This window comes from Acetivibrio cellulolyticus CD2, from assembly GCF_000179595.2.
Lineage (GTDB): Bacteria > Bacillota > Clostridia > Acetivibrionales > Acetivibrionaceae > Acetivibrio > Acetivibrio cellulolyticus.
Map to the genome: position 1 here is coordinate 1,107,549 of NZ_JH556659.1, position 16,932 is coordinate 1,124,480.

The following is a 16,932-nucleotide window of genomic DNA, read 5'->3' on the forward strand; positions in this document are numbered from 1 at the left end:
AGCCAATGCTATGTCTAAAATACTTGTTATAGATGATGAAAGAACTATCCTGGATAATATAAAATTTGTTCTTGAACTTGATAACAATGAGGTAATCACCTTTTCAAAGAGTGAGGAAGGTTTTGAATTTTTTAAAAATAACTATACAACTATTGATGTTGTACTTACTGATATGAAAATGCCTGATTTATCAGGGATGGAAATGCTCCGAGAAATAAAAAAGATAATGCCTGAAATGGGCGTAATTATACTTACAGGTCATGGAGACCTTGAAAATGCAATTCAGGCAATGAAAGAAGGAGCCTTTGAATATTTAAAAAAGCCAGTAACTGCTGATAACCTTACCATTGCAATTAATAATGCCGTAAATAAGAAGAATCTTCTCTTGGAAAATGCAAGAATCCATAGGGAGCTTTTAGAGCATAAGAACTATCTCCAGGGTCTTCACGATTCTGCTGAGAAAATATTAATTAATATGCTGCCCAAAAAACTTCCTTCTATTTGTGGTTTCAATTTCGCTGTCGAATATAAAAGCTGTGAATCTGTTGGCGGTGACATGTACGACGTAGCTGATATTGGAGATTATCTGTGTTTCTATGTATTTGATGTCTCCAGTCATGGAATACTTGCTTCCGTAATATCTACGATTATTAAAAGCTTTCTTCAAAATATTGAGTACAATTACCAGCAAGGCATAAATAAACGTAGATTTCCAGAAATAGTTCTCGACCTGAACATGGTACTTTTGTCCAATACTGCACAAAACGTGTTTGCCACCCTTCTTTTAGGGTTTATTGATAAAGAAACCAAAATCATTTACACAGTATCGGCAGGACACATAACGCAATATATTGTAAGAATTGATGGCAGCCATATCCCCTTAGAATCTACCGGTCCTATTCTTGGAGTCTTTGAGGATGCTACTTACAGCTGCTGTGTCAATCAGCTGTGCCCAGGTGATAAAATCTGGCTATTTACTGATGGATTGGTTGAAGCGACTCCAACTGAAGATACACCCGTATTTGGTGAAGACAGCCTTTTATCACTGCTCAAAGAAAATAAAGATACTCCCCTGCCAAATATAGTTAAAAAAACAGTGCAAACAGTTAAAGACTATTCAAAAAATACATTTTTCGATGATATTACCCTTCTGGGAATTGAGGTAAGTAATAAATGAAATAATACTACTAATTATGCAGCTATCGGAGGTTCAAATGAAATATCATATTTTCTCAGATCCAGACAATACCATACAACTGTTTGAAAGCATAATTACCAGTTCTTCTGAATATGGTGTTATTGCAACTGATAAAGATAACAGGATAGTTTTATGGAACAGGGGCGCTGAACTTATCTACGGTTATTCTCCTGATGAAATGCTTGGAAAGCATCTTCCACACGATCTGAACAAAAAAGCCGGAATTGATAGCGACTTCCTTTTTCTTGTTGAGAATGATTTTAAGGGAAATATAATTGACTATAAAATGAGTGCAACAACCAAAAATGGGCAAATTAAACCGGTATCTATAGCTATTTCACATAGAACTAACGAAGAAAACATGTTTTGCGGTCTTTTAATCCTAGTCAGAGATATAACAAAATATATGTATGAAGAACAGTTTAGAGATTTACTGCTTGAGATAACACAAATTGTAAACTCTCCCCGCCCTTTAGATGATATGTGTCTTTCTATTTGTACTACTGTAAGCGCAATTCTTGATGTCCCTATAGCATTTATATGCCTGTTTGACTATCTAAACAATAATTTTTATATTAACTCTCAGGTTGGACTTAGTGGCAAAAATTGCAATCACGAATGCATATATTACCCGGATGAAGCCAATATTCCCGAAAGCATAAAAAGTTGTTATGAAACTTACTCACAGTTCGTGATAACTTCTGAATTACTCAAAGATCATGACATATTAAAATGTATTAATAAACGAAAACTTAATGAGAATGACAATTATATAATTCACATTCCGCTCACCTCTGATGATTCTCTGATAGGCATTCTTCATATTATAGCACCCACCTTAAAGAGGGAGTTTCTTATTAAAGAGACACAAATACTAGGTCTGATAGCTAATGAAATAACTGCAGGCATACAAAGAAAAAGGTTGGTAGAAGAAATCCGAGAATACGCCGACAATCTTGAAAAAATGGTTAAGGTAAGAACTTCACAGCTTAGAGAAAAAGATGCACTTTTAATTCAATCCGGCAAGCTTGCTACTCTTGGAGAAATGGCAACCGGGATAGCTCACGAGATTAATCAGCCGTTAGGAGGAATCAGCCTTATAACTCAGGGTCTGATCCTTGCAAAAAACCGTAATAAACTAACTGAAGAGATGCTGTCTGAAAAACTGAATTCCATAGTTGATCAGGTAGAAAGAATTAACAAAATAATTGGGCACTTAAGAACGTTTGCAAGGCAATCAGATGACACAAAAAAAGAAGTTGACGTAAAGCAACCTCTGCTTGATGTATTTAAACTTATAGGCGAACAGCTTATAAAAAAGAATATTACTGTAGAACTGGACCTTGCTGATAACCTACCCTTAATACTTGCAGACCATAACAAGCTGGAACAGATTTTTCTTAATCTGATAGGTAACGCCCGTGATGCCATAGGAGAGTTGGAAAAACTTGGCCGAAAACTCAAAAAGGAAAGTGAAGCGTCCGATTGGATTAAATCACTTGATAAAAAAATAACTATCAGGATATATACCAATGAAGAGGATGAAATTATTGAAATATCCGATAACGGCATTGGCATACCTGAATCGATAATAAATAAGATCTTCGATCCTTTCTTTACAACAAAAGAAGTGGGAAAAGGCACAGGACTCGGGCTTTCAATAACCTATGGAATTGTAAAAGAATTTGATGGTACCATAGATGTTACATCAAAGGAAATGCAAGGAAGTAAATTCACAATAAAATTCCCGATTTATAGGCGGAAATCCCTTTAAATCCATTATTTTGTTTGTTAATACGCTTATGAAGTGTTATACTATTTTAAATGAATAGTATAGTAGAAATGAGGTGTGAAATTTGCCTTTCGATGGTGTAGTAGCCAAAAACGTAGTAATCGAATTATCTGATATCCTTGTTGGTGGACGTATAGAAAAAATATACCAACCCGAACAGGACGAAATATTAATCCTTATAAGGACTAAAGGTCAGAATCTTAAATTGATTCTCTCAGCTAATGCCAGCTATCCAAGGATTCATATAACCAATTTATCGAAGGAAAATCCTGCAAATCCTCCTGTTTTCTGCATGCTCCTAAGAAAGCATTTATCTGGAGGCAAGATAATAAAAGTTGAGTTCTATGACTTTGAGAGAATTATCTCTGTTCATGTTGAAGCAGTAAATGAGCTCGGAGATACTACATATAAAAAACTTCTGATTGAAATAATGGGAAAACACAGCAATATAATGCTGCTCAATGATGGAGATATAATACTTGACTCTATCAAGCATATAGACAGTGATATTAGCAGAGTAAGGGAAGTTATGCCTGCAAGGCCCTACATACTGCCACCCGCACAGGATAAAGTGAGTCCTGAAACACTGGATATTGATTCCTTTTTCAAGAATGCAAAAAACCACAGTGAACTTCGTATTTCTAAATATCTTTTAAACAATATCAAGGGATTTAGTCCCCTTCTTTGCGAGGAAGTATGCCATAGAGCTGAAATTGATGGAAGAACTATAATTGATGACTTATCAGATACAGATCTTGAAAAAGTCAAATACAATTTAAATAAGATTATATCAAATATAGCTGTTTCAAGTTTTTCCCCATGTATTGCATGGGCTGATGAGACTAAAAGCAAACCAATAGATTTTCATTCATTAGAAATAACACAATATTCAAATATCGAATATATCCCTTCTATCAGCAGTACACTGGATTTGTTTTATACATCAAAAGACACTGCTGAGAGGCTCGTTCAAAAGAAAAGTGACCTAACAAAGGTTCTAAATAATGGAATTGATCGATGCAATAAAAAAATATCTATTCATCAGGAAACATTAAGGGATGTAGCTGACCGTGAAAAACTCAAGCTTTACGGAGAGCTTCTCACTGCAAATATATATTGCATACCCAAAAACTCAAAGCAAGTGTCACTACTTAATTATTATAGCGAAAATAGTGAATATGTTGATATACCTCTTGATGAAAATATGCTGCCCCAGGAAAACGCTCAAAGGTATTACAAGAAATTCACCAAGGCAAAAAGTGCCTATAGTTTTACAAGCACTCAGTTGGAAGAAGCCTTTAGAGAGCTTGAGTATCTTGAAAGTGTCCTCCAAAATCTTGAAAGTGCAACTACCACTCAAGAAATAGATGAAATAAGACAGGAACTTGTTGAGGTGGGATACGTAAATCAAAGCAGAAAATCAAAAATCAAGAAAAACCTAAAAGCCTTAGAACCTTTTTTATACAAATCATCTGATGGCTTTGACGTTTTTGTAGGTAGAAATAATATCCAAAACGATTTTTTGACTTTAAAAATGTCTTCCTCCAACGATATATGGTTTCATACAAAAAATATACCCGGTTCACATGTAATTGTTAAGAAACAATCGGGGGATGTACCGGAAAATACTCTACTTGAAGCTGCTTTAATAGCAGCATACCACAGTAAGGGAAAATTATCCTCTCATGTTGAAGTAGATTATACTCAAGTAAAAAACGTAAAAAAAACAAACGGTGCGAAGCCCGGAATGGTAATTTACACCAACTATAAAACCATAATCGTAACACCTGATGAAAACAAAATTAGAACTATAAAATATAAAAACAAATAAGGAGTGGCTTTAAAATGTTATCACAAAAAATAGTTAGTAGTCTTTCCAGTTCTTCATGGATAAGGGCCATGTTTGAAGAAGGTGAAAAGCTTCGTAAGATTTATGGAAAAGACAAGGTCTATGATTTTACATTGGGTAATCCAGATCCTGAACCGCCAAAAGAGGTTAAGGAATTTATTAAGAATATGATTCTGGAGGACAAGCCCGGAATGCATGGTTATATGAGCAATGCAGGTTATGAAGATGTCAGGCAAAAGATTGCTGACAGTGTTAGTAAGGAGACGGGTCTCCAGCTTAATTCACAGCACGTTATGATGACCTGCGGTGCTGCTGGTGGGTTAAATGTAGTTTTAAAATCCATTTTAAATCCTGATGAAGAGGTATTAATACTTGCTCCATTTTTTGTAGAGTACCTGTCTTATGTGGACAACCATGGCGGCAAATCCGTTATAATACCTCCTTTGAAAGACTCTTTTGACCCTAATCTTGACATATTAAAAGAAAAGATTACTGCAAAAACAAAGGCTATTATTATAAATTCACCTAATAATCCTTCTGGGCACATTTATAGCGAGGATACTTTGATAAGAATTTCCAAAATCCTCATAGAGAAGGAAGCAGAATATAATTCAACTATTTGTGTTATATCTGATGAACCCTATGTCAAACTAGTATATGACGATATAAAAGTTCCAAGTATTTTGAAGATGTTTAAAAATTCTTTTGTAGTAAATTCCTTCAGTAAATCACTATCTCTTCCTGGAGAAAGAATAGGGTATATTGTTGTAAATCCCCAAATAAAGGATGTTGACCTTGTTGTTGCATGTCTTGCAACCTGTAATCGTTCTTTGGGTTATGTCAATGCCCCTGCTCTATTCCAAAAAGTTATAGGTGCAACACTAGACGCTTCTGTTGATGTTAATATATACAAGGAAAGACGTGATACTCTATATGAAAAACTGGTTAGTCTTGGTTTTTCGTGTATAAAACCGCAAGGAGCCTTCTACCTGTTTCCAAAATCCCCAATTGAAGATGATGTGGCATTTATTCAAAGTGCGCTCAAGTATAACCTTCTTCTTGTACCGGGTAAAGGTTTTGGAGCACCAGGTTACTTTAGAATGGCTTACTGTGTAAGTGTAGAGACTATAAAGAATTCCTTCCCTGCCTTTGAAGCCCTAGCTAAGGATTATAACCTTGGAAAATAGTGCTCAAACAAACTTATCAAAAACGAGAGGAGCATTTAGCCCCTCTCGTTTTTATATTTCTCATCAAATTTTCAATATAAGCTTTTGTTCCAATCAGATTAACTGAAGAATCGAAAGTAACATTTCACTATGTGTCTAATCTCTCGACTTAATAACCATTAGTAAACCTTTTTTTATTGTAATTTCAGCAGTTTCATCCAAAAACTCATTGCTAACTCCCCTGCTTGATCCCATCTCAATATCTTCACAATTCAGCTCATAATACAATCCCTTGGTAGTTATTCCTTCCACAACGTTAGTTAAGGGAAGCAAAGTCAGCTTATACCCCTCTTCGCGCATAACAAAAATTCTGTCTTTGACTAGCATGATCTCATTATGTTCATTGACAATCATACCTTTTATTCCTCTGCTTAGCATCTGCTTAAGCAGAAAAATATTTGCCAATGAGTGGTCAAGTCTTGATCCAATACCACCAATAATAATTATTTCAGTGTATCCACTCTCAACAGCAAAATCGACAGCAATTTCAGTATCTGTCATATTTTTTTCACTTGGGTATTTTATAATCCTTACATTCAAACTGTTTAAATATTCAAGATCTTCTTTTTGTATGGAATCAAGATCACCAATCAAAACATCAGGAACCAACTCTAAATTTCTTAGATGCTTAGCTCCTCCATCAACACATATTATAGACTTCGCTATATTAAAATATTTTTCATGATAGGAGTAATCAATTATGCTCCCACTACATACAATTATTGCAACCATATTAAAAATCACCCTGTAAATTTCCTGCTTATGAAACAAAAATGCCTTAAATGGCATTTTTAGCATTATATATATTCAAAACTTGTTATGTAAAAGCACTATTATCAGAATGCTTTTTCTTTCAGTTCCCTGATTATTTGGGACGTATCTGGTGAATTGAATATTGTAGAACCTGAAACGATAATATTAGCCCCTGCTTCAGTAACCTTGTATATGTTGTTACTGTCAATTCCCCCATCTACTTCTATATCCACGTTGATCCCTCTACATACTAAGTTGTCTCTTAAAGCCTTAATTTTTTGAGTAACAGAATCAATATACTTCTGACCACCAAAACCCGGATTAACAGTCATAAGCAAAACCATGTCCAACTCATCTAAAACCCAATCAAGCGCATTAAGCGGAGTAGCCGGATTTAAAGCTGCAGAAGCCTTTATCCCATGCTGCTTTATCTTCTGTATGGTACGATGAAGATGACAGGATGATTCAACATGAACTGTAATTATATCTGCACCCGCATCAACAAAACTATCAATATATTTATCAGCATCCTGGATCATTAGGTGCACATCAAAGGGCAAATTCGTTACCTTCCTCAATGCCTTAACAATAGGAGGCCCGAGTGTTATATTAGGAACAAAATGTCCGTCCATAACATCGATATGTACTAAATCAGCACCAGCTTTCTCTATTCTTATAATCTCTTCACCCAGTTTCGAAAAATCTGCCGAAAGTATGGATGGTGAAATTTTAATCAATCTTGAACACTCCTTTTCAATAAAAATCTAAGAATACTTTTTTCGTTGTTTTTCCTTTAACATATTGCAAAACTCCACATAACGCGCATGTCTTCCGTAATCTAAAATTCCTCTTTCAAGTGCAGCCTTTACCTCACATTCTGGTTCGCTTATATGCATACAACCGGTAAACTTGCATCTCCCAAAATATTGTCTAAACTCCGGGTAAAAATTTTGAAGTTCACCAGCTTCAAGACCAGATAACTCAAAAGAGCTAAATCCTGGTGTATCAACAACAAATCCACCCGACTTTAGCTCTATAAGTTCTGCATGCCTGGTAGTATGTCTGCCTCTTTCAATTCTGTCACTAACCTTGCCGGTTTCCATTACATATGAATCCAATACTCTATTAAGAATAGTGGACTTTCCAACTCCTGATTGCCCAGCAAAAGCAGTCGTTTTATCTTTTAAAGCACTTTCCAGTTCGTCAAACCCTGTCTCAATTGCAGAACTAAGTGCTAAAACCCTGTAACCTGCTTTTTGATAAGATTCAGCTACATTTTTATATTCCATATCTTTATCAAGGTCAATTTTATTAATACAAATAACAGCGCTTATATCCTTTTGCTCGACAGTTATAAGGAGCTTATCGAGCAGTGTAAAATCCGGCTGCGGTGATTTTATTGCAATTACAATTGCTATTTGGTTTACATTTGCAACCGCAGGTCTAATAAGCTGAGAATCCCGTGGAAAAATCTCTTCGATGTTTCCCACTTTTTCATCTTGGTTTGAAACAGAGATTGATACCTTATCCCCAGGTAATGGAGTAAACGAGTCTTTCCTGAATATGCCCCTTGCTTTGCATTCAAATAGCCCAAACTCGGTTTTTACGTAATAAAACCCTCCAATACCTTTAATGATTATGCCTGGCAGCAATCCTTCTTCCTCCTCTTATAGTGTTTCAAAAAATTACATTATACAGATGCCTTTACACAATACCCTGTTGTAATAACTTTTTTGAAACACCAGTTATAAATTTCTCTTTATTAAAACCTAATATTGCTCAGTAAATTGTGTATATGGTTCAGGTTCACTGTTTAAGAAAACCTTGACCTCTGTGCTGCCGTCCTTTGGTATAGGAATAGATAATGTCAGCGGGAAGTTTGTCTTACTTATAACTTCGCTATACAACTGTTCCTCGGTATTTGTATCAGATCTGGTTATCTTAACCAGAACATTTATAAATTCTCCATACTGATCAGCGTCGGTTAATACTAACTGTCTAGCCACAACTTTATCAGCGTTACCACTGTTACCATTATTATTACCACTGTCACCAGGGCCTTCGGCAGGAATATTCTCTTCCAGATAAATATCTACAGGTTTTCCCTCAACTATACTCTCTCCTGGTTCAGGATTCTGCTTGATTATTTTATCGACAGCATTGGTCTTATCTTCAGGATAAATTTTTCCAACTATTAAATTTTTCTCAGCTAAAAGGTTCTTAGCTTCGCTTTTAGTTCTTCCTTTCAAATCCGGAACCGTTGTTGTTTTAATTTCAGGCCCCTCACTTCTGTAAATTCTTACAGTTTTTCCACGTCTCACTTCATCACCCTCGCCGGGTTCTGTTCTAGTAACCATTCCCTCTGCAACTTCATCACTGTATTCGTCCACTACTTTAGCCACGAGGCCAAGAGATTCAACTTGAGTTACAGCCTCCCGGTAGTCAATATTTGTAAGATCTTTTATTGTAATCATCACAGGACCATCACTCACAGTAAGAACGACCTTGCTGTACCCTCCCTGCTTAAGCTCAGTACCTTTGGCTACATCTTGGGACAATACTACATCCTTATCAACATCCTCATCATTTTTCCTGTTCACTTCAACTTTAATTTCATTGTTTTCCAAATCAGCCTTCGCCTCATAATAGTTCATTCCAGTGTAATCTTTTACAACATATTCGTCCGGCTCTGATAATGTAGGCCAAATAACTGTACCTAGTATAAACCCAATAACCGCTATAACAATTATAGAGGTAGTTATCGCCAGTATAGTAGTAACTTTGTCTTTATCCCTTTTCTTTTCCATTTTGTCTTCACCTGTTTTTTTAGGAGAATCCTTTTCAAGTAATGCTGTTTTTTCTCCAATAGACGGAATCCTTACTGTCGGACTATCATAAACAGTATCACCATCTCCAATAATTATTTCCATATCAGGATTTTTTAAAACCTTATATAAGTGATCCAACATCTCTGAAGCTGACTGATATCTGTTTTTCTGATCCTTTTCTATTGCAGTCATTATCAAATCATTTACACCCTTCGGCAAATCCTTTTTGATATTGGACGGTTCCTCAGGCATATCCTGTATATGCTTAAGAGCAATTGCAACGGGTGATTCTCCGTTAAAAGGAAGCCTTCCTGTGACCAATTCATACAAGACTATTCCTAATGAATAAAGGTCTGATTTCTCATCCGAAAAACCTCCTCGAGCCTGTTCCGGTGAAAAATAATGAACGGAACCAATTGTACTTCCAGCAACAGTTATTGTTGAAGACGTCACAGCTCTTGCAATACCGAAGTCTGTAACCTTTGCGATTCCATCCTTTGTCAGTAAAATATTATGCGGCTTTATATCCCTATGAACTATATGATTCTTATGCGCATGCTCAATAGCAGAACATATTTGGATAACTACATTTACTGCTTCTTTCCAATCCAGCGCACCATTTTGAACTATATAATCCTTTAATGTTATACCATTAACATACTCCATTACTATATAATGCATATCATCTTCTTTTCCAACATCATATATAGATACAATATTAGGATGAGAAAGACTTGCTGCAGCTTGAGCCTCAACTCTGAAGCGTTTAACAAATTCTTCATCTGCCGTAAACTCCGGCCTTAACAATTTAATTGCAACAAACCTATTTAAAAGTTTACATTTCGCCTTATATACAAGGGCCATTCCGCCCCCACCAATTTTCTCTATTAATTCATACCTTCCACCAAGTATGCGACCTTCCATAACAACACCTCTTTTTATGGCATTTTGATATTAAATCTGATCAGATTCAATCAAAACCCACTTCACATATTTAAAATAAAGGATAAAACATACAATATTCTATAAAGATATATATATGCTAATAGTTTGCTTAAGAATGATTAAGAATTTTTTACAATGATAACTGTTATATTATCCTCTCCACCTTTTTCATTTGCAAGTCTAACCAACTCACTGCATGAATACTGTGGGTCATCATTATTTTTTATCATTGATAACATCTCATCTTCACTTAACATATTAGTTAATCCATCAGTGCACAAAATAAATATGTCTTCATCATTTACATCAACTGAATATGTATCAACAGCAACGTTCTCTTCACAACCTAAAGCCCTGGTTATTACATTCTTTTTAGGATGGTTCCTTGCTTCCTCTCTGGTTAGCGAACCATTTTTTATAAGCTCTTCAATATATGAGTGATCAGTAGTCAGCCTTTCTAGTGAACTATTTCTTATAAGGTACACTCTGCTATCACCTACATGCCCAATAAATAGTTTTCCCTTTAAGAGAATACCGACAACAAAAGTAGTACCCATACCATAGTTTTCATCTGATTCCTTTGCTTTAAAGTAAATACTTTTGTTAACCTCTTCCATCATGCTGCAAATAAAGGATACTATGCCTTCTTCACTTTCATCAGGTTGTAAGTATTTAAGCAAATACTCTTCAGAAAGGTCAACAGCCATACGGCTTGCTAGTTCTCCCGAGTTATGTCCACCCATTCCATCTGCTACAATAAAGGTATCAGGTATACCGTCTTTCCCTGTAATAACTTTATAGCTGTCCTCATTCATTTCCCTTACTCTACCTTTATCGCTTTCCACTCCAAATCTCACTATACCACTCCCCAGAAAACACGTAAAATGTTTTATAGTTTAAACTACTGCGTAATCATACCAATGAAAAACGTCTATTCCTTAACAGCTTCAATAAGGCTTCTTCGAAGCTGACCACAAGCTGCATCAATGTCAGCACCAAGTTCCCTTCTGACAGTAGTCTCAATGCCACGCTTTTCAAGAACCTCCTTGAACTTATAAATTCTTTCCTTACTGCTCTTTTTAAAACCAGTATTGGTAACGCTATTTACAGGTATTAAATTAACATGACATAACATACCCTTCAACAGATTAGAAAGCTGCTGGGCATATTCAATCAGGTCATTTACCCCATCAATCAAGGCATACTCAAATGTTATTCGCCTACTTGTAGTCTCTGTATATATCTTACATGCTTCAATCAATTTGTCAATAGAATACCTTTTATTAACAGGCATAATTTTTTCTCTCGCCTCATCATTAGTTGCATGTAGCGAAATAGACAGAGTTATAGGTAAATTCTCCTTGGATAGTTTTAAAATTTCGGGTACAAGACCGCAGGTTGAGACAGCAATATGTCTCGCACCTAAATTCATACCATCCTTATGATTTATCAATCTTATAAACTTTACGAGGTTATCGTAGTTATCAAACGGTTCTCCAATTCCCATTACAACTACGTTTCCCACTCTACTTCCTGCATCGTTTTGAATAGTTAAGACCTGATCCAACATTTCAGCTGAAGTGAGATTCCGTAAAAATCCTACTCCAGTAGAAGCACAGAATTTACATCCCATCTTGCAGCCTACCTGTGAAGAAATACAAACAGAAAAACCATGCTCATATTTCATCAATACACTTTCTACTATATTCCCATCTATAAGTTTAAAAAGATATTTTGTCGTACCATCTATCTTTGATACAAACTTTTCAACAACTTCAAGCTTATTTATATATGCTGAAGCCCTAAGACTCTCTCTTATATCTTTTGAAAGATTAGTCATTTCATCTATATCTTTAACACCCTTGTTGACCCACTGAAAAACCTGCTTTGCACGAAACTTCTGCTGTCCCATTTCCAGAAAAAAATTCTCCAACTCTTCAATTGTAAGATTAAGAAGGTCAACCTTCCCGTCCATAAGCTTAGCTCCTTTTCCTCATTTTAGAGATAAAAAATCCATCAATACCGTCCCTATTAGTGTACAACTGAATATATCCATCTTTTGTTGTATCTTTTACTAATCCATCCGGCAGTTGCTTCGATATATCTTCCATTGTATATTCCTTATTGTCTTTTAAGAATTTTTTAACCATTTCCTCATTTTCTTGAGGTTCTATGGTACATGTACTATAAACCAATACTCCTCCAGGCTTTACATACTTCGAAGAAGCATTAAGTATTTTCTCCTGAAGTTTTACTATCTCGTTTAAATCGTTTGAGTTTCTCGCCCACTTTATATCCGGTTTTCTTCGTATAATACCAAGTCCAGTGCATGGCGCATCAACTAAAACACGGTCAGCCTTGTCCGTCAAACTTGCATCTTGTTCTGATGCATCAAAAATTTCGGCCTTTATTATATCTATGCCCAACCTGCTTGAAGCTTCGTTTATCAATCTTATTTTGTGTTCGTGAATATCTCTAGCTATAATCTGTCCCCTATTTCCCATAAGCTCTGCAATATGAGTAGTTTTACCTCCAGGAGCACTGCATACATCCACAATAAATTCCCCCGGCTTAGGATCGAAAATCCTTCCGACCATCATTGAACTTTCATCCTGAACCTGAAAAAAGCCTTTAACAAACGCCTCCATCTTTGTAAGAGAAGATGGATTATTTATTGTCAAAGCATTTTCAATGTATTTGGCTGATTCAGTTTCAAACCCTTCTTTTTTAAGGGTATTTTCAAGTTCTTCTCTAGTAGTCTTTAAAGAATTTACTCTAACAGTTAATGGTGCAGTTTCATTATTACTCTTTAGAAGCTCCTCTGTAAAGCTTTCCCCAAAACGGTCCAGCCATTTTTTGACCATCCAGTCAGGATGTGAGTATTTTATAGACAGATATGAGATCAAATCTTTGTTTCTGTCGGGATAAACTATCTTATTCTTTGACCTTGCTACATTTCTAAGCATAGCATTAACGTACCTGCTGCTGGCAGAGTGTCCATACCTTTTAGCAAGGTTGACACTCTCATTACAGGCTGCAGATTCCGGAATTTTGCTCATATAAACAATCTGATATACTCCCAATCTTAAGATATTGAGTATCCACGGAGAAAGCTTATTAATTTTCACTGAGGAAAATTGATCAATGATATAGTCAATTGATAGTCTCCATTTCAACGTACCATAAACCAGCTCAGTAATAAAAGCCTTATCCAGACCACTTAATGCTTTATCTTCAAGGTACTTGTTAAGGGCAATATTGGAATATGCCCCTGATTTATTAATATCGTATAGTATTTTAAGAGCAGTTTCTCTTGGTAAATCAAGTTTCATAATAATTAATCATCTCTTCTATTCGCTAATAATATAAGACGCAGTAAGTTTGCTATTGCAACAGCAGCTGAAGCTACATAAGTCATAGCTGCCGCCCTTAAAACCTTCTTTGCAGGATTTATTTCATTATCGTTAAGCATGCCTGTATCTTCAAGGGTTCTTATAGCTCTTCTGCTCGCATTAAACTCTACGGGCAAAGTTACAAGGTAGAAAAGCACAGCCGCACCAAAGAGTATAATTCCAAGATTAATGATTAACGGCATACTGAATATAAGTCCGATTATGGCCATTGTCGGGCCAATTGAAGAACCTATATTTGCTACCGGAACCAAAGTGCTTCTCAAAACCAACGGAGCATATCCGTCCTTATGTTGAATAGCATGACCCGTTTCATGTGCAGCAACACCTACAGCAGATATCGAATTACTTCCATAAACAGACTGTGACAGTCTTACAACCCTTGTCTTTGGATCATAGTGGTCTGTCAGATCGCCAGGGTACGCTTCAACACGTACATCATAAAGTCCGCTTCTGTCTAGTATCGACCTTGCTATATCCGCTCCAGTCATACCTTTACTGTTATAAACTTTGCTATAATTGCTAAAAGTACTCTTCACCTTAAATTGAGCATATAGTGAAAATAAAAACGCTGGCATCACAAGTACCAGATAATAAATATCAAATCCATAAAAATAGCCCATAAAATAACCTCCTATCAATTTTTGTAATGCTTAAAACATAACTTTGGCTTTATTTGCAAATCAAATGTCCTAATATCGAATAGTGCTAAATGCCCTCAAGTTTTTTACTAACATCTAAAATACCATCAAGCCGTGCCCTTAAAGCATCCACATTAACAAAAGTATTATAGCATGGTCCATTAGGTCTATCATTAATCAACCCGATAACAGGTATTTTACCTACATCAATTATTCCACTCGTAAGATCCCTCTCGCAAGCAACCGACAAAATCAGCTTAGGTCTGAGTTTTTTGACTATATTCCTTGCCACTGTCCCCCCGGTTACAATGCTAACTTTAACCCCGCGTGTTTCGGCAGTATTAACAATATCCCCAATTGAACACCTTCCGCATCTTCTGCAGTTATCAGAATTATTTGTAATTTTATACCCGCATTCCGAATACTGCAAACAATGTGGAAGCAGAATAAGGACGTTTTCAGGTGAATACTTCTTTCCTAGAGCATTTACCATAATATTATTAAAGTCTATATAAAACTTACGTATTAAATCCTTTTTTGTCTTAAAAATGCCTGCAAAAAATATTGCAAGGGGAAGCAGCGTCTTTATGCCTGTTCCCGCTATATAGCCTATTATCTTGTTCCTTGATTTGTATTTGTACACATAAAAAATGCATAAAATAGAAATCATATAAAATACTATTATTAGTATTGTCATCATGATCAAAATTAATAATATAAAGTTATATGTATTTATTGTTGAATAGCGGTAAATCAGTCCAAAAACGAACAACATGAATAACAGGACAAAAACAAGCAAGCCTGATAGCAAGACAAACTTTTTTAAGCCTTTATCCAAGTATTTCACCTTCATCCATTTTGTGCCCGCAGATATAATCCTCAACGCACATTTTTCTGCATGATTCAAACTGTACCTCTTTGATATTGAGCTTCCCGGTTCCACATGCAATTACAATACCATTCTTACCCACTTCACAAATGGTACCCGCCCTCAAATCATGCTTATCCTCGGATACAACCGAAGTTATCCAGATTTTCATCTTTCCACCGTTATAATATGTATAAGCTCCAGGCCATGGATTTGTACCTCTAATCAAATTGTGAATCTCTTTCGATGACCTTGTCCAGTCAACAAGTCCTGTATCTTTTGTCATCATGGAGGCATATGTAGCTTCTGCGTCAGACTGAGGCGCCCTCTCAAGGGTTCCCTCCTTTAACCTCACGAGTGTTTCCTTTAATACTTCTGCACCTAAAATTGATAACCTGTCATGAAGTTCTCCTGCAGTCATACCCTCAGTTATTTCAATCTCACCTTTAAGAAGCATATCTCCGGTATCCATGCCCACATCTGTAAACATGGTTGTAATACCTGTCACTTTCTCTCCATTTATAACTGACCACTGTATTGGAGCGGCACCTCTATATTTAGGCAGGAGAGAACCATGAACATTTATACACCCATATTTCGGTATATCCAAAACCGACTTGGGAAGAATTTTACCATACGCTGCTGTAACTAGCAAATCTGGATTTATATCCTTAATTATATTAGTAAATTCTTCTGTTTTTACTTTCTCAGGCTGTAGCACATCAATGCCATGCTCGAGAGCATATTCCTTAACCGGCGGCAAAGCCATTTTGTTACCCCTGCCTTTTGGCTTATCAGGCTGTGTCACTACAGCTACAACATCATATCCTTCCTTTAAAAGCATATCTAAAGATGGTACTGCAAACTCCGGGGTACCCATAAATATAATTTTCAATAAAGTCACCTCTTACATGTCAAAAAATCTTTCTAGCGTTTTTTAAACCTCGCAGAAATTAGTCTTTCAATTCTTTTTTATTAATCAATTTAATAGCCCTACTCTTAAAAAGAATCCCATCTAAATGATCAATCTCATGGCAAAAAGCTCTCGCAAGCAGATCTTCACCTTCCAAGCAAATCTTTTCTCCTTTTGTGTTTAATGCCTCAACCCAAACCTTTTTAGGTCTTACTACCTCTCCAACCAATTCAGGTACACTAAGGCATCCTTCTATATCAAGTACTTCTCCCTCTTCCTTTACAATTTTAGGGTTGATTAACTCTATCAGTCCTTCACCGACATCAATTACAACAAGCCTCTTTAAAACACCAACCTGCGGAGCAGCAAGCCCAACTCCATTTTCAGCATACATCGTATCAGCCATATCCTTTAGCAATATCAATATTCTGTTATCTATAACATCAACCTGCCTGCATACCTTTCCTAATACATCATCGCCATCAATCCTAACATTTCTTAATGCCATT

Annotated in this window: 15 protein-coding genes; 4 read left to right on the plus strand and 11 right to left on the minus strand. The window is 36.0% G+C overall.

Features of this window, described 5'->3' with window-relative positions; genetic code table 11:
- The first annotated feature begins 10 nt into the window (after window positions 1-10).
- The 4 genes from ACECE_RS0224865 (at window position 11) to ACECE_RS0224880 (ending at window position 6,026) form a co-directional block, all read left to right on the plus strand.
- Window positions 11-1,177: a SpoIIE family protein phosphatase gene (locus tag ACECE_RS0224865; protein WP_010252388.1), complete on the plus strand. Its 1,167-nt coding sequence runs from the start codon at window positions 11-13 to the stop codon at window positions 1,175-1,177.
- Window positions 1,178-1,214: 37 nt separating this feature from the next.
- Window positions 1,215-2,972 carry a PAS domain-containing sensor histidine kinase gene (locus tag ACECE_RS0224870; protein WP_010252389.1) on the plus strand — a complete coding sequence of 586 codons (1,758 nt, stop codon included), beginning with the start codon at window positions 1,215-1,217 and terminating at the stop codon, window positions 2,970-2,972.
- 82 nt (window positions 2,973-3,054) lie between these two features.
- Window positions 3,055-4,821: an Rqc2 family fibronectin-binding protein gene (locus tag ACECE_RS0224875; protein WP_010252390.1), complete on the plus strand. Its 1,767-nt coding sequence runs from the start codon at window positions 3,055-3,057 to the stop codon at window positions 4,819-4,821.
- A gap of 14 nt (window positions 4,822-4,835) precedes the next feature.
- On the plus strand, window positions 4,836-6,026 hold the full coding sequence (locus tag ACECE_RS0224880; protein ID WP_010252391.1) for a pyridoxal phosphate-dependent aminotransferase: 1,191 nt from the start codon (window positions 4,836-4,838) through the stop codon (window positions 6,024-6,026).
- Between the two features lie 135 nt (window positions 6,027-6,161).
- Here ACECE_RS0224880 and ACECE_RS0224885 read toward each other — a convergent pair whose 3' ends face one another.
- The 11 genes from ACECE_RS0224885 to def form a co-directional block, all read right to left on the minus strand.
- Window positions 6,162-6,797: a thiamine diphosphokinase gene (locus ACECE_RS0224885; protein WP_010252393.1), complete on the minus strand. Its 636-nt coding sequence runs from the start codon at window positions 6,795-6,797 to the stop codon at window positions 6,162-6,164.
- A gap of 104 nt (window positions 6,798-6,901) precedes the next feature.
- Complete coding sequence (rpe, locus tag ACECE_RS0224890) at window positions 6,902-7,555, minus strand: ribulose-phosphate 3-epimerase (protein ID WP_010252395.1); 654 nt, start codon at window positions 7,553-7,555, stop codon at window positions 6,902-6,904.
- 27 nt (window positions 7,556-7,582) lie between these two features.
- Window positions 7,583-8,470, minus strand: a complete 888-nt coding sequence (rsgA, locus tag ACECE_RS0224895) for a ribosome small subunit-dependent GTPase A (RefSeq protein ID WP_010252397.1) — start codon at window positions 8,468-8,470, stop codon at window positions 7,583-7,585.
- A 117-nt stretch (window positions 8,471-8,587) separates the two neighbouring features.
- Window positions 8,588-10,570 carry a Stk1 family PASTA domain-containing Ser/Thr kinase gene (pknB, locus tag ACECE_RS0224900; protein ID WP_010252398.1) on the minus strand — a complete coding sequence of 661 codons (1,983 nt, stop codon included), beginning with the start codon at window positions 10,568-10,570 and terminating at the stop codon, window positions 8,588-8,590.
- A 140-nt stretch (window positions 10,571-10,710) separates the two neighbouring features.
- Window positions 10,711-11,448 carry a Stp1/IreP family PP2C-type Ser/Thr phosphatase gene (locus ACECE_RS0224905; protein ID WP_010252400.1) on the minus strand — a complete coding sequence of 246 codons (738 nt, stop codon included), beginning with the start codon at window positions 11,446-11,448 and terminating at the stop codon, window positions 10,711-10,713.
- A 74-nt stretch (window positions 11,449-11,522) separates the two neighbouring features.
- Window positions 11,523-12,566 carry a 23S rRNA (adenine(2503)-C(2))-methyltransferase RlmN gene (gene rlmN, locus ACECE_RS0224910; RefSeq protein ID WP_010252402.1) on the minus strand — a complete coding sequence of 348 codons (1,044 nt, stop codon included), beginning with the start codon at window positions 12,564-12,566 and terminating at the stop codon, window positions 11,523-11,525.
- 4 nt (window positions 12,567-12,570) lie between these two features.
- Complete coding sequence (gene rsmB, locus ACECE_RS0224915) at window positions 12,571-13,923, minus strand: 16S rRNA (cytosine(967)-C(5))-methyltransferase RsmB (protein ID WP_010252404.1); 1,353 nt, start codon at window positions 13,921-13,923, stop codon at window positions 12,571-12,573.
- A gap of 5 nt (window positions 13,924-13,928) precedes the next feature.
- On the minus strand, window positions 13,929-14,624 hold the full coding sequence (locus ACECE_RS0224920; protein WP_010252406.1) for a zinc metallopeptidase: 696 nt from the start codon (window positions 14,622-14,624) through the stop codon (window positions 13,929-13,931).
- An 85-nt stretch (window positions 14,625-14,709) separates the two neighbouring features.
- Entirely contained in the window at window positions 14,710-15,495 is a 786-nt protein-coding gene (locus tag ACECE_RS0224925) for a DUF116 domain-containing protein (RefSeq protein WP_040428867.1), read from the minus strand.
- On the minus strand, window positions 15,473-16,405 hold the full coding sequence (gene fmt, locus ACECE_RS0224930) for a methionyl-tRNA formyltransferase (protein WP_010252409.1): 933 nt from the start codon (window positions 16,403-16,405) through the stop codon (window positions 15,473-15,475). Before fmt ends, ACECE_RS0224925 begins: the two co-directional genes overlap by 23 nt.
- Before the next feature lie 58 nt (window positions 16,406-16,463).
- Window positions 16,464-16,931, minus strand: coding sequence for a peptide deformylase (def, locus tag ACECE_RS0224935; protein WP_010252411.1), 468 nt, complete (start codon window positions 16,929-16,931; stop codon window positions 16,464-16,466).
- Window position 16,932: the final 1 nt, after the last annotated feature.

Bases quoted from the DNA above. Each gene is read 5' to 3' on its own strand.
- ACECE_RS0224885 (WP_010252393.1), bottom strand. From the start codon at position 6,797: ATGGTTGCAATAATTGTATGTAGTGGGAGCATAATTGATTACTCCTAT.
- ACECE_RS0224920 (WP_010252406.1), bottom strand. From the start codon at position 14,624: ATGGGCTATTTTTATGGATTTGATATTTATTATCTGGTACTTGTGATG.
- rsmB (WP_010252404.1), bottom strand. From the start codon at position 13,923: ATGAAACTTGATTTACCAAGAGAAACTGCTCTTAAAATACTATACGAT.
- pknB (WP_010252398.1), bottom strand. From the start codon at position 10,570: ATGGAAGGTCGCATACTTGGTGGAAGGTATGAATTAATAGAGAAAATT.
- ACECE_RS0224880 (WP_010252391.1), top strand. From the start codon at position 4,836: ATGTTATCACAAAAAATAGTTAGTAGTCTTTCCAGTTCTTCATGGATA.
- ACECE_RS0224870 (WP_010252389.1), top strand. From the start codon at position 1,215: ATGAAATATCATATTTTCTCAGATCCAGACAATACCATACAACTGTTT.
- rlmN (WP_010252402.1), bottom strand. From the start codon at position 12,566: ATGGACGGGAAGGTTGACCTTCTTAATCTTACAATTGAAGAGTTGGAG.
- def (WP_010252411.1), bottom strand. From the start codon at position 16,931: ATGGCATTAAGAAATGTTAGGATTGATGGCGATGATGTATTAGGAAAG.
- ACECE_RS0224865 (WP_010252388.1), top strand. From the start codon at position 11: ATGTCTAAAATACTTGTTATAGATGATGAAAGAACTATCCTGGATAAT.
- ACECE_RS0224925 (WP_040428867.1), bottom strand. From the start codon at position 15,495: ATGAAGGTGAAATACTTGGATAAAGGCTTAAAAAAGTTTGTCTTGCTA.